The 22,473-nt window shown below is 69.7% G+C and carries 14 protein-coding genes; 6 read left to right on the forward strand and 8 right to left on the reverse strand.

Annotated features, from left to right (window positions below; translation table 11 throughout):
- Positions 1-31: 31 nt before the first annotated feature.
- A complete protein-coding gene (locus tag LK06_RS11690) occupies positions 32-2,278 on the forward strand; it encodes a CDP-glycerol glycerophosphotransferase family protein (RefSeq protein ID WP_043433581.1) in 2,247 nt (748 codons plus the stop codon).
- Positions 2,275-3,939 (forward strand): glycosyltransferase family 2 protein, encoded by a 1,665-nt coding sequence (locus LK06_RS11695; protein ID WP_043433580.1) that lies wholly within the window; start codon positions 2,275-2,277, stop codon positions 3,937-3,939. Before LK06_RS11690 ends, LK06_RS11695 begins: the two co-directional genes overlap by 4 nt.
- Before the next feature lie 202 nt (positions 3,940-4,141).
- Here the strand turns inward: LK06_RS11695 and LK06_RS11700 are convergent, their stop codons facing one another.
- On the reverse strand, positions 4,142-5,650 hold the full coding sequence (locus tag LK06_RS11700) for a hypothetical protein (protein WP_411572768.1): 1,509 nt from the start codon (positions 5,648-5,650) through the stop codon (positions 4,142-4,144).
- A 212-nt stretch (positions 5,651-5,862) separates the two neighbouring features.
- On the reverse strand, positions 5,863-10,806 hold the full coding sequence (locus LK06_RS11705) for an NAD-glutamate dehydrogenase (protein ID WP_039647911.1): 4,944 nt from the start codon (positions 10,804-10,806) through the stop codon (positions 5,863-5,865).
- Between the two features lie 732 nt (positions 10,807-11,538).
- On the opposite strand from LK06_RS11705, the gene LK06_RS11710 reads away from it, so the two are divergent.
- Positions 11,539-12,105, forward strand: a complete 567-nt coding sequence (locus LK06_RS11710) for a DJ-1/PfpI family protein (protein WP_039647909.1) — start codon at positions 11,539-11,541, stop codon at positions 12,103-12,105.
- Positions 12,106-12,177: 72 nt separating this feature from the next.
- Here the strand turns inward: LK06_RS11710 and LK06_RS11715 are convergent, their stop codons facing one another.
- Positions 12,178-12,846 (reverse strand): HAD family hydrolase, encoded by a 669-nt coding sequence (locus LK06_RS11715; RefSeq protein WP_039647957.1) that lies wholly within the window; start codon positions 12,844-12,846, stop codon positions 12,178-12,180.
- Positions 12,847-12,936: 90 nt separating this feature from the next.
- A complete protein-coding gene (locus tag LK06_RS11720; protein WP_039647907.1) occupies positions 12,937-13,449 on the reverse strand; it encodes a DUF6912 family protein in 513 nt (170 codons plus the stop codon).
- A 330-nt stretch (positions 13,450-13,779) separates the two neighbouring features.
- On the opposite strand from LK06_RS11720, the gene LK06_RS11725 reads away from it, so the two are divergent.
- Positions 13,780-14,346, forward strand: a complete 567-nt coding sequence (locus LK06_RS11725; protein ID WP_039647905.1) for an Rv3235 family protein — start codon at positions 13,780-13,782, stop codon at positions 14,344-14,346.
- Positions 14,347-14,450: 104 nt separating this feature from the next.
- Here LK06_RS11725 and secA read toward each other — a convergent pair whose 3' ends face one another.
- A complete protein-coding gene (gene secA, locus LK06_RS11730; protein WP_043433579.1) occupies positions 14,451-17,261 on the reverse strand; it encodes a preprotein translocase subunit SecA in 2,811 nt (936 codons plus the stop codon).
- 253 nt (positions 17,262-17,514) lie between these two features.
- Between secA and LK06_RS11735 the strand changes: the two genes are divergently transcribed.
- Both LK06_RS11735 and LK06_RS11740 read left to right on the forward strand, forming a co-directional pair.
- The gene (locus LK06_RS11735; RefSeq protein WP_043433594.1) at positions 17,515-18,084 is read left to right on the forward strand and encodes a GNAT family N-acetyltransferase; all 570 of its coding nucleotides are present in this window, start codon (positions 17,515-17,517) and stop codon (positions 18,082-18,084) included.
- 112 nt (positions 18,085-18,196) lie between these two features.
- Positions 18,197-19,372: a winged helix-turn-helix domain-containing protein gene (locus LK06_RS11740; protein WP_039647901.1), complete on the forward strand. Its 1,176-nt coding sequence runs from the start codon at positions 18,197-18,199 to the stop codon at positions 19,370-19,372.
- A gap of 25 nt (positions 19,373-19,397) precedes the next feature.
- On the opposite strand, the gene LK06_RS11745 is transcribed toward LK06_RS11740, so the two are convergent.
- The 3 genes from LK06_RS11745 to LK06_RS11755 form a co-directional block, all read right to left on the reverse strand.
- The gene (locus LK06_RS11745) at positions 19,398-20,141 is read right to left on the reverse strand and encodes a response regulator (protein ID WP_039647899.1); all 744 of its coding nucleotides are present in this window, start codon (positions 20,139-20,141) and stop codon (positions 19,398-19,400) included.
- A gap of 206 nt (positions 20,142-20,347) precedes the next feature.
- On the reverse strand, positions 20,348-21,040 hold the full coding sequence (gene hpf, locus LK06_RS11750; protein WP_039647897.1) for a ribosome hibernation-promoting factor, HPF/YfiA family: 693 nt from the start codon (positions 21,038-21,040) through the stop codon (positions 20,348-20,350).
- A 311-nt stretch (positions 21,041-21,351) separates the two neighbouring features.
- Complete coding sequence (locus LK06_RS11755; RefSeq protein WP_039647895.1) at positions 21,352-22,269, reverse strand: ComF family protein; 918 nt, start codon at positions 22,267-22,269, stop codon at positions 21,352-21,354.
- Positions 22,270-22,473: the final 204 nt, after the last annotated feature.

Genomic DNA, 22,473 nt, shown 5'->3' on the forward strand with positions numbered 1-22,473 from the left:
CCAAGCCGACTAGCCTAAGGAGTCCCCTGCGATGCCCCACCTCAGCGTCATCGTTCACGGACCGAACGCACAGGGGCATCTCACCGAACTACTCGACTCCCTGGAGGCACGCCCGCTCCCCGGTGTCGAGGTGGTCGTCGCCGCGGTCGGTGACTGGGCGCGGGAGACAGCCGAGGGCCACGCCCCCGAGACGATCGTCGTCCCCCTTCCGGAGGGCACCGGTGACGCGGAGGCCCGGGCGGCCGGCGCGGCCCGGGCCTCCGGCCGCTGGCTGCACTTCGTGCACGCCAAGGACGGCCTGCCGGCCGGCGCGCCCCGCCTGATCGCCGAACGGATCGCCGAACTCGACGAAGTCCACGGCCCCGACGACACCCATGAAGACGAACTCGGTGAACAGGCCTCCACCGTCGACGTCCTCCTCCTGGACCACGTCACCACCACCTGGCAGACCGCTACCGCCCCCTCCCGCGACGGCCGTTTCCTCGCCGCCGTCGGCCGGACGGCCCTCCCCCTGGACGAGGCCGCCGACCTGCTGCGGATCACCCCGCTGCTCGGCAACCGCGTCCTGCGCACCGCGTTCTGGCAGGCGCACGAGCACCAGCTGAGCAGCGACGACGAAGCACAGGCCGCCTACGCGGCCCTGCTGCACGCCGACCGCGTCGCCAGCCTGAACCAAGTGGCCTACGAAAACCGCGTGCTGCGCCCAGAGAGCCTGCCGCCACTCACCCCCGCGGACCGACTCGCGCTCATCGACCGCTACGAGTCCCTGTTCCCGCTGACCAAGGACCGGCGCGCACCCCGCGCGGTGCTGTACGACCTGATGGTGCGCCACCTGATCCGCACCTTCGCCCGCGAGGACCTGCCCGCACCGGTGGCCCGCGAGTTCTTCCGGCGGTCCTCCCTGGCGGCGGTCCGCTGGCGCCCCGAAGGCCACCAGCACCCGGCGGGTCTGGAAGGTGTGCGCCACGCCCTGCTGGAGGAGGGCGCCTACACCAAGTACCGGGCCTTCCAGTCCGCCAACCGCACCCGCCGCGGGGCCCGCAAGGCCGTCCGGTCGCGTAAACGCCAACTGGGTGCGAAGGTCCGCGACCACCAGTACCGCCGTGCCCTGGACCGCCCGGTGAACCCGGAGCTGGCGGTGTTCACCGCCTACTGGGAACGCGGAGTGGCCTGCAACCCGGCCGCGATCGCCGCCGAACTGGCCCAGCTCGCCCCGCACATCCACCAGGTGTGGGTGGTGAACAAGGAGAACGCGGCCCTGCTGCCGCCCGGCACGGACCACGTCATCCCGGGCACTCGCCGCTACTGGGAGACTCTGGCCACCGCCAAGTACCTGACCAACAACGTCAACTTCCCCAACGCAGTGGTCAAACGCCCTGACCAGGTCCACCTCCAGACCCACCACGGCACCCCGCTGAAGCGCATGGGCCTGGACCAGATGGACCATCCGGCCGCCGCCAAGGGCCTGGACTTCGCCGCCCTGCTGGCGCGCATCGACAGGTGGGACTACAGCGTCAGCGCCAACAGTCACTCCACCCGGATGTGGGAGCGCGCCTACCCGGCCCGCTACACCTCCCTGGACTACGGCTACCCACGTAACGACGTCTTCTACCGGGCCACGGCGGCCGACGTCCGTGCGGCGCGCGCCCGCCTCGGCATCGCACCGGGCAAGACGGCCGTCCTGTACGCCCCCACCCACCGCGACTACGAGGCCGGCTTCGCCCCTCGTCTCGACCTCGCCGCCCTCGCCGACCGTCTCGGCGACGACACGGTCCTGCTGGTCCGGGCCCATTACTTCTACGGCGGCGCCGCCTCTCCGCTGACCGGTCTGCGCCGCTCCGGTCGGATCATCGACGTCTCCTCCTACGACCCCGTCGAGGAGTTGTGCCTGGCCGCCGACACGCTGGTCACGGACTACTCGTCGATCATGTTCGACTACGCCAACCTGGACCGCCCGATCGTCGTCTACGCCGACGACTGGGAGACCTACCGAACGACCCGGGGCGTCTACTTCGACCTGATGGCGGAGCACCCCGGCCAAGTCGCCCGCACTCAGGAGGAACTGACCGAGATCTTCCTCTCCGGTGCCTGGCGCGACGAAAGCGCGGCAAAGGCGCGGAACGCCTTCCGTCGCCGGTTCTGCGAGTACGACGACGGCCGCGCCGCCGAACGGGTCGTACGGCGGGTGTTCCTGGGCGAACCGGAGACCTCACTGCCACCGGTGATCCCGCTGGAGGACCGGACCCCCGCCCCGACCCCCGAGGAGGCCACGGCATGACGGCCCCCGACGTCACCGTCACGGTGATCGTCTACAACGACGCGGCCCGCCTGCCCCGTGCGGTCGCGTCCCTGCGCGCGCAGACCCACGCCAACATCGAGATCGTCATCAGCGACGACCACTCCACGGACGACACGCCTTCCGTGGCACGGGAGCTGGCGGCACAGGACGACCGCATCCGCTACCTCCGTCTGCCGGAGAACAGCGGTGGCTGCAGCGCCCCACGCAACCGGGCCATCGAGATCGCCCGCGCGCCGTACCTGATGTTCCTCGACAGTGACGACGAGCTCCCTTCGCGAGCAGTGGAGTTGTTGTTGGCTGCCCACCAGGAGCGGGAGGTGGACTTCACGATGGGTGCGGTGCGCCGCGTCCGGGTGGACACCGGCCGCCGCTCGACGTGGATGCCCCACCTGGTCGCCGAGCGCCGCACGCTGGACGGCATCGAGGCGGACCCGAGGCTGCTGTTCGAGCACCTGTCCACGAGCAAGATGTACGCCCGCTCGTTCCTGGACCGCCACCAGCTCCGCTTCCCCGAGGGCATCCATTACGAGGACCAGCTGTTCTCGGCGCAGGCGTACTGCCTGGCGAAGGCGTTCACCATCATCCCGGACCCGGTCTACGTCTGGTACATCGAGCCCTTCGCAGCAGCGGCCTCCGCCTCCATCTCCAACCAGCGGCACAAACTCTCCAACGTCCGCGACCGCGTCCACGTGCAGCACCTGATCGACGACTTCCTCGTGAGCAGCGGACACGCCGGATTGCGGGAGGACAAGGACTTCAAGTTCCTCAAGCACGACTTCCGGATGTACGCGGGCGACCTGCCCTACCGGGACGAGGAGTGGCTGCACTCCTTCGCCGAGGCCACGAACCCCTACCTCGAGACCCTGTCGCCCGGGGCGTACGCCCGTCTGCCCCGATCCGAACGGGTCGTGTTGCAACTGCTGCGGGACGGCCGCCTGGCCGACGCACAACTCGCCGCACGCGGCCTCGGCCACGGGGTGGCACCGAGGCAGGTCACCACCGACAGCACCGGCGTGCCGTATTGGGGCGACAGCGTCCCCGGCACCGGCCCGGCCCGTCGCGAACTGGACGTCTCCGACCTGGAGCTGGACACGCGTCCCTTCCCCACCGCCCAGTTCCGGCACGAGATCACGGAACTGACCCCGGGCACCGGGGCCTGTCTGACCCTCACCATCCGCACCTACGATCCGGGCCTCCGCCTGCCCGTCGGGCCGCAGCGCGCCGGCCTGCTGCTGTCCCCTGGCAGACGCCGTATGACGGTGCCCTTCCGCCTTGACCCGATCCGCCCCGGCGTCTTCGAAGGGACCGTCCGACTGGACCTGGCCTCGGCGCCCCTCCCCTTCCAGGGCTTCGAGGGCGTCCGCCATCCGCTGGTCCGCCTGCAACAACAGGGCCTGTCCAACTCCGGGCTGCTGCTGGCCCCGCTGGACTTCCCGGCCGTCACCACACGCGTCGACTACCGCTCGGGCGCGACCCCGCACGACGTCACCATCGAGCCGGAGAACCGCACTCCAGGCCGTCTCCAGATCCGCTGGCGCCCGGTCGGTGTCACGGCCCAGGTGATCCGGCCGGTCGTGCACACGGTGGCCCGGCCGAGGGTACGGAGGGCAGCGCGGCTGATGGCGAGTCTGATGAGGTGAGAAGTCCGGGCCATCTGCAAGGGTCCCGGTAACCGCGATAGTCAGGCGGCGCTGGCCGCGGGCACTGGCTCCCCCGCTCCTGGAGCGGGGGAGCCAGTGCGTTTTCGGAGTGGGGCGAGCCCACGCACCCTCGGAGCGGGGCGAGCCCCAGGCCGGCACGGGCGGCCCGCCGGCGCTGGTCCGCCCCCGGTCCGTTGCGGGCTCAGGGCTCCACGCGATACAGCACCTGTCCGTCCGGCCCGGCAGCCACTCTGTGCAGCCCCGGGCCTGCCGTGGACCGGCCTCCCACGACCCACTGCACCCGGTACTCCCGGAGAATCCCGCGCCGGTCCTGCACGCTCGTCCCCGCCGCGAAGTACCGCTCCATCGCGGTCTCCCGGCGCCCCGCGTCCGGCAGGAACACATCGGGATACCCCGGTGCCACCGTGTACGGGCCGTACGCCGGAATCTGCCGGGACGCATACGTCCGCGCCATCACCACGTCCCCGTACTTCACCCACGGTGTGATCCACTGGTACCCCACCCACGGCGTCCGGTACTTGGCCGCGACCGCCCCGGGCAACGCACTCCGCTTGACCACGTACCCGAGCGTCCCGGCCTGTGCCCAGGCCCCCACCGCCAGTGCGACCAGCAGCGCACACGCCCATCCCGCCCGCACTGCCCGCCGTCCGGCCGACACGGCTTCCAGCGCAGCCGCGATCTGAGCCGGGATCAACGCGGCGGGTAGCGCCCGGCCCCACGAATAATGGCCCGTCAACCCGCCCGCGGCGAACACCAGCGCGCCGAGCACGAAGAAGAGCACCAGGGGATCCCGGCGGTCGCGCCGAGCGCGCAGGGCCAGGGCCACCACCCCGAGCAGAACCAGCCCGAAGCGCCCCATCAGGTCCTGGTACAACGGCTGGTGGATGGCCTCCAGGTCGGCGCTCGCGGAGAACAGCGCGAAGAAGTCGTAGTACGGCCACAGCCAGAGCAGGACCGCGGCGAACGCCAACGCGGCGCCGAGCCGCGCCAGCACCACCCGGCCCGGCCGCGCGGAGATCAGTACGGCCAGCGCACCGAGCGACGCCACGACCCCCGTGAACTGGTGGCACAGCAGGATCAACGCCCACAGCGTGCCCAGCGACAGCCATCTCCCCCACCCGGCCTCGCCCCCTACCGTGCGCGTCAGCCACGCCCAGAAGTGGAAGGTGAGCCCGAGCGCGAACACGCTGGGGTACGACACCGTCAGTGCCAGGGAGTTGAGGCCCAGGAACCCGCTCCAGTTGAAGGCGACCGTCCCCCACAGGAAGACCAGGCTCAGCAGCGCCAGCGCGGGTGCGGCACGATGGCCGCTCAGAGTGCGGACGTACCGCCACACTCCCGTGACCAGCAGCCCGAGTCCGACGAGGGCCCCCATGCGCAGGATCACGAACACCGACAGGCCGGTCAATCTGGCGAGGCTGCCGAGCAGCAACATCCAGGGCGAGTAGTAGGGGCTCGGCGTGTCGGCGTCGACCAGCGGGTTGCCGGGATGCGGCAGGCTGTGCCGCAGTCGCTGGATCGTGGCCGCGTGCATGCCGAGGTCGCCCGCCCACGGCAGCCGGACAACCACCAGGAGGAGCAGGACCAGCACGAGCGCGGCTGCTGCCTGCGGCAGCACACGACCGGCCCGCGCGCCGCCGGGTTGTGCCGTGCGGCTCACCGGCTCGGTGTCAGGCGGCGCGGCATGCATCCTGCGGGAACACTCCGGGTCGGTGGACAGGAGAACGATTCTCGATGAGGTTCACGATCACACGGCAGACCCTATCGGAAGCGCACCGACCAGCAGGAAACGGTAAATTCGCCGCACGTTTTCTCCTAAGAGTCGGCAAGAAACGGCAGAGGTGGGAAGCACGAAGGCGCCCTGGACCAAGACGGGTTCAGGGCGCCTTCGGTGCCGTACGGCTACGAATGTGTACGCAGCAGCGTCCGCATCGTGCGCATCGCCACCGACAGGTTGGCGAGGTCGAAGGAGTCCGAACCGCGGATCTCCTCCAGGGTGGTACGCGCCCGGGTCAGGATCGCCTGGTTCTTCACTTCCCAAGCCTGGAAGCGGTGTTCCGGGGTCGAGGTGCCGTTGCCCGCCGCGAGCACGTCTGCGGTGAGCGCCGCATGGGCCGAGTACAGGTCCTCGCGGATGGAGGCACGGGCCATGGACTGCCAGCGGTCGGTGCGGGGCAGCTCGATGATGCGGTCCATCAGTTGGGTGATGTTCAACCGGTCCGCGAGGTCGTAGTAGACCTCCGCGACATCCAGCGGCTCCCTGCCCATGCGGTCGGCCACCGAGACGATGTCGAGCGTCGGGAAGGCGGAGGAGAAACCGGCCACCCGGGTGGCGAGTTCGTCCGGGACGCCGGCCGCGGACAGCTCGTCGTACACGTGCTGGTACCACTCCAGGTCCGCGCCGCGCAGCAGCTTCGGCAGCTCCTGCCAGACCTGCTCGACCCGCTCGGCGAAGAACTCGACCGTCTCGGCCAGCTGCAGCGGCTGCGGCCGGTTGTTGAGCAGCCAGCGGGTGCCGCGCTCGACCTGACGGCGGGAGTGCAGCCGGATGCGGGTCTGGACGGCCGCGTCGACCTTGTTGTCCAGCGCCTCGACCGCGTCCCACACCGGCGCCGAGCTGAAGATCACACGGGCCGCGGTCTGGGCGCGGACGATCTCCTCCAGTGAGGCACCGGTCTCCTCGCGCAGACGGTGCAGGTACGTGGTACCGCCCGTGTTGACCGTGTCGTTGACCAGGACGGTCGTGGTGATCTCCCGGCGCAGCGGGTGGTGGTCGATGGCGTCGGCGAACCGGTCACGCAACTGGGTCGGGAAGTAGGCGTGCAGCAGGCCGCGCAGGTACGGGTCGTCCGGCAGCGAGGTGTGCAGCAGTTCCTCCGCGACCGTGATCTTCGTGTACGCCAGCACGACGGCCGTTTCCGGGCCGCTCAGACCGAGGCCCTGGGTGAGGCGTTCGCGAATCTGCCGGTCGGCCGGCAGGAACTCCAGCGCCCGGTCCAGGTGGCCTTCGCGCACCAGGTGGCGGAGGAACCGCTGCTGGGCGTGGAGCATGTCCTTGGCCTGGAACAGCGCGTTGGCGAGGGCGGTGTTCTGCGCGTAGTTGTTGCGCAGGACCAGCGCGCCGACCTCGTCGGTCATCTCAGCGAGCAGCTTGTTGCGCTGCTTGACGGTCATGTCGCCGTCCGCGACCAGACCGTTCAGCAAGATCTTGATGTTCACCTCGTGGTCAGAGGTGTCCACACCGGCGCTGTTGTCGATCGCGTCGGTGTTGATCTTCCCGCCCTGCATCGCGAACTCGATGCGGCCGAGTTGGGTCAGGCCCAGGTTGCCGCCCTCGCCGACGACCTTCACCCGCAGGTCCTTGCCGTCGACGCGGATGGCGTCGTTGGCCTTGTCGCCGACGTCCGGGTTGGACTCGCCGGACGACTTGACGTACGTGCCGATGCCGCCGTTCCACAGCAGGTCCACCGGCGCCTGCAGGATCGTCTTCATCAGGTCGGCCGGAGTCATCTTGGAGATCTTCTTCTCGATCCCCAGGGCCTCACGGATGTGGCTGTTGAGCTGAATGGACTTCGCACTGCGCGGGAAGATCCCGCCGCCCGCCGACAGCAGCTCGGTGTTGTAGTCGGCCCAGCTGGAGCGGGGCAGCTCGAACAGACGGCGGCGCTCCGCGTAGGACACGGCCGCGTCCGGGGTGGGGTCGATGAAGATGTGCCGGTGGTCGAAGGCGGCGACCAGCTGGATGTGCTCGGAGAGCAGCATGCCATTGCCGAACACGTCACCGGACATGTCGCCGATGCCGACGACCGCGAAGTCCTCGCTCTGCGTGTCGACACCCAGCTCACGGAAGTGCCGCTTGACGGACTCCCAGGCACCGCGCGCGGTGATGCCCATGCCCTTGTGGTCGTAGCCGGCACTGCCACCGGAGGCGAAGGCGTCGCCCAGCCAGAAGGTGTACTGGTTCGCGACCTCGTTGGCGATGTCGGAGAACGTGGCGGTGCCCTTGTCGGCGGCGACCACCAGGTAGGTGTCGTCGCCGTCGTGCCGGACGACGTCCTGCGGCGGCACCACCTCGCCGGCGACCATGTTGTCGGTGATGTCGAGCAGCGCCGAGATGAAGGTCCGGTAGCTGGCGATGCCCTCGGCCAGCCAGGCGTCACGGTCCTGGGCAGGGTCCGGCAGCTGCTTGGCGACGAAGCCGCCCTTGGCGCCGACCGGCACGATGACCGTGTTCTTCACCATCTGTGCCTTGACCAGGCCCAGGATCTCGGTGCGGAAGTCCTCACGCCGGTCGGACCAGCGCAAGCCTCCGCGCGCGACCTTGCCGAAGCGCAGGTGGACGCCCTCCACGCGTGGGGAGTACACCCAGATCTCGTACGCCGGGCGCGGCGCGGGCAGGTCGGGGATGGCCTGCGGGTCGAACTTCATGGAGACGTAGTCGTGCGGCTTGCCGCCGGTCGCCTCCTGGAAGAAGTTCGTGCGCAGCGTCGCCTTGATGACGGTCAGGAAGGACCGCAGGATGCGGTCCTCGTCGAGCGAGGCGACCTGGTCCAGGGCCGCGTCGACCTCTTCGAGGAGGGCGTCGATCAGCTCCAGGCCCGCGCTCTGCCGCTCCGGGGACATCCGCGCCTCGAACAGCGAGATGAGGAGCCGGGTGGTGTGGACGTTGTTACGGAGGGTGTCCTCCATGTAGTCCTGCGAGAAGGTCGAGCCGGCCTGCCGAAGGTACTTGGCGTAGGCGCGCAGGACCATCGCCTGCCGCCAGGTCAGCCCGGCGCTCAGCACGAGGGCGTTGAAGCCGTCGTTCTCCGCCTTGCCGGTCCAGGCCGCGGCGAAGGCTTCCTGGAACCGCGTACGGCCGTCGTCACCCGCGTAGTCGCCGTTGCCGCCGCCGGGCGCCTTGGGCATACGCAGACCGAAGTCGTAGATCCAGGAGGTGCTGCGGTCGACGCAGCGCAGCTCGTACGGCCGCTCGTCGGTGACCTCGACGCCGAGGCGGGTCAACACCGGCAGCACGTGGGACAGGGAGACCAAGCCGCCCTTCTGGTAGATCTTGAAGCGGCGTTCGTCGGGCGCGGCTCCCACCGGCTCGTACAGGCTGAGCGAGAAGGGCTTCTCCTCGCCGAGCTGCTCCAGGTGGACGAGGTCGGCGACCGCGGCGCGGGGAGGGTGGTCGGCCTTGTAGCCCTCGGGGAAGGCGTGGTTGTAGCGGCGCAGCACCTCGGCCGCGTACTCCTCGCCGCACTCGGCGGTCAGTGCCTCGGCGAAGGCGTCGGTCCACGAGCGGGCCGCCTCCACCAGGCGGAACTCGATGCGTTCCTTGTCGGTGTCCGACAGCTCGGACAGCTCGGTGCCCGGTGGGACACGGACGACGAAGTGCAGCCTGGAGAGGATCGACTCGGTGTTCCAGGCGGTGAAGTCGACGCTGATGCCGCCGAGTTCTTCCTTCAGGATGTCGATGATGCGCAACCGGACACCGGTGGTGTAACGGTCCCGGGGGAGGTAGACGAGGGCCGAGTAGTAGCGTCCGTACTCGTCCTGGCGCAGGTAGAGCCTGAGCCGCCGCCGCTCCTGCAGGTACAGCACGGACGTGGCGATGGACTGGAGTTCGGGGGCCGACGTCTGGAACAGCTCGTCGCGCGGGTAGGTCTCCAGGATCTGGAGCAGGTCACGGCCGTCGTGGCTGTGCGGCGAGAACCCGGCGCGGGCCAGGACCTCGTCGACCTTGCGGCGGATCACCGGCACGCGGCGCACGGACTCGGTGTACGCGGCGGAGGAGAACAGGCCCAGGAAGCGGCGCTCGCCGACGACGTTGCCGTCCGCGTCGAACTTCTTGACCCCGACGTAGTCCAAGTACGACGGCCGGTGCACGGTGGCCCGACTGTTGGCCTTGGTCAGCACCAAGAGCTTGTGCTCGCGCGCCTTGGCGCGGGCGTCGGCCGGGAGCCGCTCGAAGGAGGGGCTGACCGGGTGCTGGTCGTCCTTGGCGTGGTGCGGGTCGGAGCGCAGGATGCCGAGGCCGGTGCCGGGCACGGCGGCGAGCGTGTCGTCGTCGCGCAACTGGTACTCGCGGTAGCCGAGGAAGGTGAAGTGATCGGCGGACAACCAGCGCAGCAACTCGCGGGCTTCCTCGACCTCGGGCCGGGGCAGGTCGCCGGGGAGGGCCTCGTCCTCCAGGCCGTCGGCGATCCGGATCGCCGCGTCCCGCATCTTCTCCCAGTCCTCGACGGCCTCGCGGGCGTCGGACAGGACGCGCAGCAGGTCGGCGGAGATCTGCTTCAGGTCGGAACGGTCGGTCTCCCGGTCGATCTCGACGTGGATCCACGACTCGACGTGCGCGTCGTGCGGAAGGGCGCCGGTGGGCTGGGCCGGCACTACCTCGATCAGTTTGCCGGTCAGATCGCGCCGGACGACGAACTGCGGGTGGATGACGACATGGATGCCGCGCCCCTGGCGGGTCAGCTCGTTGGTGACCGAGTCGACCAAAAAGGGCATGTCATCGGTGACGACTTCCACCACGGTGTGGCTGCAGGTCCAGCCGTTCTCTTCCACGGTCGGGGTGTACACCCGGACGTTCGCGGTGCCCTGGGGCCGGTTCTCGGCGAGGCGGTAGTGCGAGACCGCCGCACCGAACGCGTCGACCGGGTCACGGCCAGTGAGGTCTTCGGGGGCGGTGTGCAGGTAGTAGCGCTGGAGGAACGCGAGCACCGACTCGCCGTCCGGGGAGCCGGGGGTGCCCTCGCTCGTCGTCCCGGTCGGTAGGTGCCCCCCGACCGGGCTGTTCTCAGCTACCCGGGCGGCCCGTTCGAGCAACTCGGCCTTGGCTTCGTCCAGCTTGGTCTGCATTGTCCTCTGACTCCTGTCGCGCGCCGTTGCGTGACGTAGAAGGAAGTACGGTCTCTTCCCCTCCGGGGCAACGCCACGGCCCGGGGTGTCCGGTCCGTTCCGGCGCAACGCCGCGAGGTGAGATGAGCGGGGGGACTTCGGCCGTTCTCGACGTACCTACCGGGTGCGACGCTGCGCTCGGCACCGCCGCGTCCCGGGCCGTCCCCGGCGTCGTGGGAGCTCCTGCGGCCCCCTCCCGCCCACGAAGACCAGCGACCGCCGCCCGGTCACGGAGGTGCTCCGTGCAACCCGGGCGCAAGGCAGGAGCAGAAGCGCCCCCGCGAGATATCGCGCTGATCACGCCACAAGGCTATCGCTCCTCACCCCGGACCCGTCATGAGCCGTATGTGTACAAAACCAGGGGGTGAACTTTGACGTTCTGCACAGCGCCAAGGCGGGGGCGGGTGACATATCCAGCCATGCCCGATGTGCCGTCCGGCCCAGTGTGAACATCGGACCCCGGCCCTGACCGAGTACCCCTTCCGGTCACCATCAGCTACCCCCAGGCCGGTCACGGCGCAGGTGCCTCATCCGGTCGCGCCGTCCCGCCCTCCGGCAGGACACTCTGAAAAAGGTGACGGGCCCTCTTGGCAGACGAGCCTGGCGGGGGCACGTTGCGCAGGACAGTGAGCCAGTGCGCTCCGCCCGGACTTCTCTCCAGGGGTCCGGTGGAGTCAGCCCAGAGGAGCCGACATGCCCGCGAAGATCCTCATCGTCACCGGAGACGCAGCGGAGTCCCTGGAAGTCCTCTACCCTTACCAGCGCCTACGCGAGGAAGGCTACGAGGTCCACATCGCGGCCCCCTCCCGCAAAACCCTCCGATTCGTCGTCCACGACGTCGAACCCGGCCACGACACCTACACCGAGAAGCCCGGCTACACCTGGCCCGCCGACCTTGCCTTCTCCGAAGTGGACCCGGGCGAGTACGCGGCCCTCGTCATCCCCGGCGGCCGGGCTCCCGAGTACCTGCGCAACGACCCCGAACTCCGCAAGATCGTCAAGGGGTTCTTCGACTCCGACAAGCCAGTCGCCCAGATCTGCCACGGCCCCCTGATCACCGCCGCGATGGACGGCCTGCGCGGTCGCCGGGTCACCGCCTACCCGGCGCTGGAGCCGGACATGCAGGCGGCCGGAGCGGGCTTCCAGGACACGGAGACGGTCGTCGACGGCACCCTCGTCTCGTCCCGCGCCTGGCCTGATCATCCCGCGTGGATGCGCGAGTTCCTCACCGTGCTGCGCTCGAAGGCACCGGTGAACTGAGCGGCCCCGCCCGCAGGCACGGGCGGGCGGGGCCGCCCGTGCCTGCGGCGGCACCGCACCCGGGGACCCTACTCACGCCGCCATCCGCTGCGCGCGCGCCACCGCGTCGGCCAGCGTGTCCACCACCGGTACCCCGGCCTCCTCCAGGCTGGCCCGGCTGTGCGACCCCCCGGTGTACAGCACGGCCCGCACCCCCGCGTGCTGTGCCGCGACCGCGTCGTCGGCCGCGTCCCCGATCACCACCGTGCGCGCGGGCTCGGCCGATCCGGCCAGTGCGCGCAGGTGCCGGACCATGTGTTCGGCCTTGCTCCCGCCGGAGGGTCCCGTACGCCCCTCGACCCGTACGAAGTGCGCCTCTATGCCGAAGCCGCGCACCAGCGGCACGAGTTCCTCGTGCACGTACATGCTCAGCAGCGACTGGCTGTGCCCTGCCGAGCGCCACTCTTCGAGCAGCTCCGCCGCGCCCTCGGCCAGGCCGCACCGCACCCGGTGCTCGGCGTAGTGCCGGTGGAAGACATCGTCCATCAGTTCCCACTCGGCATCGCTCGGCAGCCGGCCGAGCAACCGCTCGTAGAACTTCGGCACCGGCACGCAGTACAGCGACCGGTACTGCTCCAGCGTGATCGGCGCGAGCCCCAGCTCGGCGAAGGCCGCATTCGTCGCCCCGATGATCGCGTCATTGTCGTGGAACAGGGTCCCGTTCCAGTCCCAGACGATGTGCGCGCTTACCTGCATCCCCATGTCCAAGACCGTACCCGTCACCACCGACATTCACCGGCGGCGGTGGTCACCACCGGCGCCGGTCACCACCGGTCTGGGCAGCAGCCCTGCTCAGCCGCGCCCGACCAGGTGGGGGATCTCCTGCGTGGCGTACCAGAGCAGTTCGTGGTCGTCCGCCCCGTCCACGACGTACTGCGCATCGTCGTCCCCACCGGCAGCCGCCCGGAGCGCGTCCGCCGCCGCGGACACGTCCGCCTCCGCGTCGTCGGCGTCCACGTGCACGGCGGCCGCCTTCACGAGCGGCACGCTCGCGGTCACGGTCACCTCGCCGAGCGCCACCGGGTCGAGCCCCCGATCCGGACCGGCCGTGGCGGTGTCCTCGGTTACGTCCACGGCGACCACGACCCGCCGCCGCGCCGCACCCGGCTCGGCGGCCAGCAGCCGCAGCGAGGCCAGGGCGGCCCGGCTGAGCGCCGCGTACTCCAGCTCCTCGACGTCGTCGGAGAGGTACCACTCGCGCAACGCGGGCGTGACGGCGTACGCGGTGAAGGTGCCGCTCCCCAGCTCCCCCGTCTCGTGCGCCTCGGCGAGACCGGGGAGGGTCAGGGGGACGTAGACGCGCATGCTCGGCCGCTCATTCCTGGTCTGGGGCTCCATTGGCACCCGGGAAGGCCTGCCGGCCTGCTTCCCGGAGGGCTTCAGGATACGTGCGCCGTCCCCTTTCGGGCCCCTGACCGCATCCGGGGAGGCGTCTACTCCACGCCGTGCGCCTCACCCGGCGCGACCGCTCCCCCGGGCGGCCCCCGCCGCCGTCCTTCCCCCGGATAGGTGAAGTTCTCGGCGCCAGCGTGTCCTGCCCGCCTTCCTTGCGGCTTCCTCGTTCGCGCCCGTACAAGATCCCCAGCCAGCGAGTTGCCGCCCGGTACCACCCGGGCCCGCCGAACGGGGTCTCCCATGAACAAGGTCATGAGCCGCACCGCCCGGTCACGCCCGCGCCACCGCCCGCCGACCCGCCACGACACCCGCCGTCCCAGCGGCGCACCGCCGCGCGCACCGGCCCGGGTCGCCTCCGTCCGCACCGCCACCCGGCAGCCCACACCCGCTGCCGCCCGCCCGGACGCGGCCCGGACGACCACCGAACGTCCAGGCCGCCCTGAGGCGGCCTGGACCGCCGTGGAGCAGCCCAGGCCCACGGATCTCTTCGCGGACCGCCTGCTGGCCGTGCTGAGCGGCCAGCGCCCCGTCCACTGGATGCTGCGCCACACCGCGGGTCGCGCCTACGACGATCTGGTCCGCCTCGCCGCGCTCGGTCCCCTGCGCACCCGCGGCGCCCGCCCCGTCGTCCAGGACATCGGCTACTTCATCCCGCGCGCCGGTGCCATCGAGGCCTTCGCCCGCATCGCCGCGGGCACCCGGCTGCGGGCCCTGGCCTTCCGGCTGGAGCAGGGCGCTGACCTCCGCTGGCGCTGCACAGCCGTGGAAACGGGCGGCACGAGGCCGCGCGGCCCGGTGGACGGCTGACGAAGGACCCGGCGGACACCTGCACCCACCGGAACGGGCCGGGCTCCACAAGGAGACCCGGCCCGCACGTTCCTGCTCGGCGGCCGGCGGACCGCCGGACCGCGCTACTTCTTACGACGCCGCCCGCCCTTGGCCTGCCGGCGCCGCTCCGCGCGCGTGAGCCCGTCCGACTCGGACCGCACCGGCTCGTCGTCGTCCAGGTCACGCTCGACGACGCCACCCTCGCCGTCCACCGTCGGCGCGGAGAAGTGCAGCTCGCGCCGCTGCGGTGCGTCCAGCCCCTTGGCACGGATCTCGGGGCGGGCCCCCGCCTGCGCCGGCACCGTGTCCTGCACGCCCTCGCCCACCGGCTGCGGTTCCTCGACCGGAACCTCCTCGACCTGCTGCTCGACCTGGACCTCCAGGTTGAACAGGTAGCCGACGGACTCCTCCTTGATGCCCTCCATCATGGCGGTGAACATGTCGAAGCCCTCACGCTGGTACTCGACCAGCGGGTCCTTCTGCGCCATCGCGCGCAGGCCGATGCCCTCCTGGAGGTAGTCCATCTCGTAGAGGTGCTCGCGCCACTTGCGGTCCAGGACCGACAGCACCACCCGGCGCTCCAGTTCACGCATGATCTCGGAGCCGAGCTGCTCCTCGCGGGCCTTGTACTGCTCCTGGATGTCGTCCTTGATGGACTCGGAGATGAACTCGGCGGTCAGCCCGGCCCGGTCGCCGGCAGCCTCCTCCAGTTCCTCGACGGTGACCTTCACCGGGTAGAGCTGTTTGAAGGCACCCCACAGCCGGTCCAGGTCCCAGTCCTCGGGGAAGCCCTCGGCGGTCTCCGCGGCGACGTACGCGTCGATCGTGTCGTCCGTGAAGTGCTGGATCTGCTCGTGCAGGTCCTCGCCCTCCAGAACGCGCCTGCGCTCGCCGTAGATGACCTCGCGCTGCCGGTTGAGCACCTCGTCGTACTTCAGGACGTTCTTACGGGTCTCGAAGTTCTGCTGCTCGACCTGCGACTGCGCGGACGCGATCGCGCGGGTGACCATCTTGTTCTCGATCGGCACGTCGTCCGGCACGTTCGCCATGGACATCACGCGCTCGACCATCTGCGCCTTGAACAGACGCATGAGGTCGTCACCCAGCGACAGGTAGAAGCGGGACTCACCTGGGTCACCCTGACGGCCGGAACGACCGCGCAGCTGGTTGTCGATGCGCCGCGACTCGTGCCGCTCGGTGCCGAGCACGTAGAGACCGCCGCTCGACTCGACCTCGTCCTTCTCGGCCTTGACCGCTTCCTCGGCCTTCTCCAGGGCGGCGGGCAGCGCCGCGGCCCATTCCTCGATGTGCTCCTCGGGGTCGAGGCCGCGCTGCCGCAGCTCCGCCTCGGCGAGGTCCTCGGGGTTGCCACCGAGCTTGATGTCGGTACCACGGCCAGCCATGTTGGTGGCCACGGTCACAGCGCCCTTGCGGCCGGCCTGGGCGACGATCGACGCCTCACGCTCGTGGTGCTTGGCGTTGAGCACCTCGTGCTGGATGCCGCGCTTGCTCAGCTGCTGCGACAGGTACTCCGACTTCTCGACGGACGTGGTGCCGACGAGGATCGGCTGGCCCTTCTCGTGCTTCTCGGCGATGTCGTCGACGACCGCCTCGAACTTGGCTACCTCGGTGCGGTAGATCAGGTCGGCCTGGTCCTTGCGGACCATCGGCCGGTTGGTCGGGATCGGGACCACGCCGAGCTTGTAGATCTGGTGGAACTCGGCGGCCTCGGTCATCGCCGTACCGGTCATGCCGGAGAGCTTGTTGTAGAGGCGGAAGAAGTTCTGCAGGGTGATCGTGGCGAGCGTCTGGTTCTCGTCCTTGATGTCCACCCCTTCCTTCGCCTCGATCGCCTGGTGCATGCCCTCGTTGTAGCGGCGACCGGCGAGGATACGGCCGGTGTGCTCGTCGACGATCATGACCTCGCCGTCGATGACGACGTAGTCCTTGTCGAGCTTGAAGAGCTCCTTGGCCTTGATGGCGTTGTTCAGATAGCCCACGAGCGGGGTGTTCACCGACTCGTAGAGGTTGTCGATGCCCAGCCAGTCCTCGACCTTGCTGACACCGGCTTCGTGGATGGCGACCGTGCGCTTCTTCTCGTCGACGTCGTAGTCGCCGGTTTCCTCGACGCCCTTGAGCGGGTTGCCTGCCTCACCCTTCTTGAGCCGGGTGACGAGCTTGGCGAAGTCGCCGTACCACTTGGTGGCCTGGTCGGCGGGGCCGGAGATGATCAGCGGCGTACGGGCCTCGTCGACGAGGATGGAGTCGACCTCGTCGACGATGGCGAAGTTGTGGCCGCGCTGGACCAGCTCGTCCTGCGACCACGCCATGTTGTCGCGCAGGTAGTCGAAACCGAACTCGTTGTTCGTGCCGTAGGTGATGTCGCACCCGTACTGCTCGCGGCGCTGCGCCGGCGTCATGTTGGCCAGGATGCAGCCGACGTTCAGGCCCAGGAACTTGTGGACGCGACCCATCATCTCGGAGTCGCGCTCGGCCAGGTAGTCGTTGACCGTGATGAGGTGGACACCCTCACCGGACAGGGCGTTCAGGTACGCGGGCAGCGTACCGACGAGGGTCTTGCCCTCACCCGTCTTCATCTCGGCCACATAGCCGAGGTGGAGCGCGGCACCACCCATCAACTGCACGTCGTAGTGACGCTGACCGAGGACACGCTTGGCGGCCTCACGGACGGTGGCGAACGCCTCGGGGAGCAGGTCGTCCAGGGACTCACCGTCCGCGTACCGCTGCTTGTACTCGTCGGTGAGGGCCCGCAGCTCGGCGTCGGAGAGGTCCAGGAAGTCCTCTTCGATGGAGTTGACCTGGTCCGCGATGCGGTGCAGCTTGCGCAGGATCTTGCCTTCGCCTGCACGCATGATCTTCGAGAGGACGGACACGGGGGCTGGTCTCCTTGCCGGTCGGGCCTGGGACGGTCGGTTTTCCTTGTGACGTACTGAGCAACCGCCATCGTATGCGAGGACCCGGCCGCGCCGGGAGGCCCGGCGACCCGACGGCTGCTTCATCCGGGACAACGGACGGGACACACGGATAGTGCCGCACCGGTTCGGGGAACCTCACGACATGTGATCAGACGGTCACACCCCGGGAAAACCGGTGGTCTCCCGGCGACGGCCCGAACAGAATCAGCCGATGGAACCCGTCACGCTCACCACCGGCCGTCTCGTGTTGCGCACCGTCGGCCCGGACGACACCGATGCGGTGTACGAGGCCGCCCAGGACCCTGACATCCAGCGCTGGACCGTCGTCCCCTCACCGTACCGGCCCGAACACTCCCGCAGCTTCACCGAGCAACTGGTCCCCGACGGCTGGTCGCAGGATTCGGCGTTCACCTTCGGAGTCTTCCTCACCAGCGGCGAGCTGGCCGGCATGCTCGGTCTCACCAGGCAGGCCCCGGGCACGGCCGAGGTGGGGTTCTGGGCGGCCAGGGAACACCGCGGCCACGGCTACATCACGGAGGCCACGCGCACCGCGTGCCGGTGGGTCTTCACCAAGGCCGGCGTCGACCGGGTCGAATGGCGTGCCGAGGTCGGCAACCTCGCCTCCCGCGCGGTGGCCGAACGCGCCGGCTTCACCATCGAGGGCACCCTGCGCTCGGGGATGAGCAACAAGGGGGTACGACGGGACTGCTGGGTCGGCTCCCTGCTCCCCTCGGACCTGGGTCTTCCGTCCACGGCCCCTTACCTACCCGCCCCTTCCTGACCACGGCCGAGGCGGAACTCGGCTCACCGCGGCCCTCAGTCGGCACCGGGCCAGGACCGCCGGTACCTGGGCATCAGCCTCAATGTCAGTGGCACCCTCTATCGTCCGGGGCATGACTGCCCTGCCGCGCCCCACCACCACGCTCACCACGGACGACGCCCGCCGTATCGCCCTGCGGGCGCAGGGTTTCCTTGGTGCGCCCGACCGACGGGCGGGTGTCCGCGGGGTGCTGCGCCACCTCGGCGCGGTCCAGCTCGACACGATTTCGGTGCTCGCCCGCTCCCACGAGCTGGTGCCGTACGCCCGGCTTGGCGCGGTCGGCCGCAGAACCGTCGAAGCCGCGTACTGGAAGGGCACCCACGCCTTCGAGTACTGGTCGCACGCCGCGTGCATCCTCCCCGTCGAGGAGTGGCCGCACTTCGCCTTCCGCCGCCGCGCCTACCGGGGCCGCCCACACTGGAACCACGAACTCCCGGACGGCGCCTACGAGCAGGTCATCAAGCAGTTGCGCGCTCAGGGCCCGCTGACCGCCACGGAGCTGGGCGGCGCGAAGAAGACGAACGATTGGTGGGACTGGTCCGGTACCAAGGTCGCGGTGGAACGCGCACTGATGTACGGCGAGGTGGTGTGCGTCGAGCGCCGCGGCTGGAAGCGGGTGTACGACCTAGCCGAGCGCGCGATCCCACAGGTTCTGCTCCACGACCAGCTGGACGACGCCGAGTGCCTGCGCCGTCTGGTACGGCTGGCCGGTGAGTTCCTGGGCGTCGGCACGCGGGCGGACATCGCCGACTACCACCGTCTCAAGGGCGAGCAGGTCGACGCGGTGATCGCCGACTCGGGCCTGGTGCCGGTCGAGGTCGAGGGCTGGGGCAGGCCGGCCTGGGCTGACCCGGCGGCCCTGGCTGCACCCCTGCGCGGCCGGCATCGCACCACGCTGCTGTCGCCGTTCGACTCGCTGATCTGGGAGCGGGCGCGCACGGAGCGGATCTTCGGGTTCACCCACCGCCTGGAGGCCTACGTTCCCAAGCCCAAGCGGGTTCACGGCTACTTCGCGATGCCACTGCTCGCCGGTGGCCAGCTGGTCGGCCGGGTCGACCCGGCCCGCGAGGGTCGCACCCTGGTGGCCAAGCAGGTCACCCTGGACGGCCCCAAGGCCGTTCCGGCGGCGGCCCAGGCGTTGATCGAAGCGGCGAGCTGGGTGAACTGCACGGACGTGCGTGTGGAGCGGGTCAATGCCCCCGGCCTCCGCGAGCCCCTGACGAGGGAGCTCGCCCGCGTCCTCGCCTGACCGGCGCCCGGATGGCGGAGATTCGCTACCGGATCTCCAGGATCTTCTCCCGCATCGCGTAGACCACGGCCTCCATCCTGGAGTGCAGCTGCAGCTTCTCCAGGATGTTGCGGACGTGGTTCTTCACCGTGTTCTCGGAGATGAACAGTTCCTTGGCGATGTCCCGGTTGTTCATCCCCGTGGCGACGAGTTTGAGGACTTCCAGCTCCCGGTCGGTCAGCCGTGGCGCCGGCACCAGGCGCCGTTCGTCGGTGCGCTGGATCATCGACTTGAATTCGGTGAGGAGTTTCGACGCCATCGAGGGACTGATCTGCGACTGTCCGTCGGCCACGGCCCGGATGGCGGTGGCCACCTCGTCCGTGGAAATCTCCTTGAGGAGGTATCCGGTCGCACCCGCCTTGATCGCGTCGTAGAGGTCGGCCTCCTCGTCGCTGATGGTCAGCATGATGATCTTCGCGCTGGGAGCGACCTCCTTGATGGAGGTGCAGGCCTCGATCCCGCCCCGCTTGGGCATGCGAACGTCCATCAACACGATGTCGGGCAGTAGATCGGCGGCCTTGCCGACGGCCTCGGCGCCGTCGCCCGCCTCGCCGACGACTTGGATGTCCTCCTCGGCCGCGAGCACGATCTCCAGTCCCCGCCGGAAGAGGGCATGATCGTCAACGACCAGGACTCTGATCGGCTCCTGGCGTGAAGAGCCCTCGCCCGGGCCCATACCGCCGACGCCGCCGGTGTCATCGTCCCGCATCGGTCCGAAGGTGTCCGCCATCGTTCCTCCCCCTGAAGGCTGTGGCCTGTGGTCCTGTGCCACCATCGCCAACCCAAGGCAGCGGCCCACTGGTTGGGCCGGTGCGACCATGATTTCATGCCCAGCTGCCACGTAAGTGACCTGCGGGACACGAAGCGGTCGCACGCCGGTGCCCCTGGGGGCGCACACGCGCTCCAGGGGCACCGGCTCAGCTTGGGCCGGGTGGGTCAGCTGCCGGGTGTGCCACCAGCCGCGGGGGGGCGCGCCTCAGCGACCATCGGGTCCGTGCTGAGGTGGATCACACCGTAGTCGTACGCATGCCGCCGGTAGACGACGCTCGGTTCCTTCGACTCGGAGTCGATGAACAGGTAGAAGTCGTGGCCGACCAGCTCCATCTCGTAGAGGGCCTGGTCGAGACTCATCGGGGAGGTGACGTGGGTCTTCTCGCGGACAACGAGGGGGCCGTCTCCCTTGACCTCCAGCGAGCCGATCTTCTTGGTCGGCACTCCGTCCGCCGCCTCTTCCTGGACGGGGAGGCCGTTGCCGTTGAGCGTCGCAGCGCCCGGAACGTGGTCGGGGACCTCGGCCGCCGAGATCCGTCGTGCGCCACGGCGTGAGAACCGCTTGTCGTGCTGCTTGCGCAGCCGGGCATCCAGCTTCTCCGCAGCCAGGTCAAGTGCCGCGTACGGATCGCTGGCCGCTGCCTCCGCCCGGATCACCGGACCGCGGGAGCGGAGCGTGATCTCCACTCGGTCACAACGGTCGGCCTGTCGGGGGTTGGGCTCCTTGGACACCTCGACGTCGAGGCTGATCACCTTGCCATCGAGCTTCTGGATCTTCTCCAGCTTCAGCTTCTCGGCCACGTGCTTGCGGAACCGCTCGGGCACCTCGGTCTTGCGGCCTTTGACGACGATGTCCACGCAGAACTCCGTTCCCGGATCGCTCCGCTACGTCGGCGGAGCCTCTCCCTTTTGCACCAGGTCCGGTGTGACCGGACCTCGGACTCGGTGACTTCCACCTCCTCCTCCCCCATGGGCGCGATCTCCATCCCACCGCCGCGGGTGATTGCGCAAAACCCGCAGCACAGCATTCGGATACGAGAGGTGTGGCCTGCGCCTTTCCTCACAACCGAACATATCTCGCCCGGACGGATGTCGTCACCCTCTACCGCGACGTACCTCCGTTCAGGTGAATTCCCCCTCTCGCTAGCTGCAACGATGCAACTCAGTGGTCAGTTCCTGTTTCTTTCGAAAGAATCCCGCGGAGCGGCGATCACTGCGGCAAGGAGCGCCTGCCCGACGGCGTTCGCCGCCGCCTTTTCTGGTGCACGATGCACCCATTTCTCCTTCTCCGGGTGCGCTCCCATCCGCCGTTCCCCCCTTCCTTCCCGACGTACGGCCCCGTACACGACGTGTCTCACTCCACATCCCTTCTCATGCCTCCTCCCACCGCTGTCATAGCCCGATTCGGCCACCGCCCGCACAGCACGCGCCGCCTCGGCGAGAGTGGCACCCGTCGTGATCAGGTCGTCGACGAGCACGATCCGGCCCCTGTCGAGCAGCCTGCCACCGCTCGTCGTCACCTCCAGCGCGCCCGCGAGGTTCCGCAGACGGTGTGCCGCGTCGAGCCGCGCTTGGTCAGCTACGGCCCGCCGCTGGCGCAACACGGCCGCCACACGGGCAGGCGTACCCGTGCGCCGCAGCTCCCCGGCGGCCACCAGCGCCATCCGCCGCACCGGATCGTGTCCGCGTGCCCGCACGGCCCATCGGGCTGAGGGCACCGGCACGAGCAGGACAGGCGCTCGCCTGCTCGATCCCACCAGTCCGCCGCTGCCACGACCGGCACCGGAAATGCCCAGGCCGAGCCCGGCCCGTACAGCCCCTGCCAGAGCCGGACCCAGTGCTCCCGCGAGGGTCAGCGCGCCCCGCTCCTTGTGGGCGAGGAGGAGCGCCCGCACTTCCTCCGCATACGGAGCCACCGCGTACACCACCGGTAGCCCGGCCAGCTCCGGAACCGGTCGCACCCGCTGCGGCGGGCCGTCCTCCAGGGTGACCCGGCACGACGGACAGAGGGCCGTACGAGGTGCCCCGCAGCCCGCGCAGTCGGTTGGTAGCACCAGGTCGGTGAGGTCCTGCCACCACCTCCGCATGGCCATCACTGTGCCAACGTCGACGACGACTGACCACCCCTGTGGACAACGTCCTGTGGACAACCCCGAGCTCTCCCCTCCCCCCTCCGTCCCCGCGCGGGAGGGCGGGAGTGGGCAAGTGCCCAGGAAGGACGAGGCGCGGAGAAACGGACAGCTCTGCCGGGTCGGGCACCCGCACCGTACGAACCAGTGGCCGAGGCACCG

Source organism: Streptomyces pluripotens, assembly GCF_000802245.2.
GTDB lineage: Bacteria > Actinomycetota > Actinomycetes > Streptomycetales > Streptomycetaceae > Streptomyces > Streptomyces pluripotens.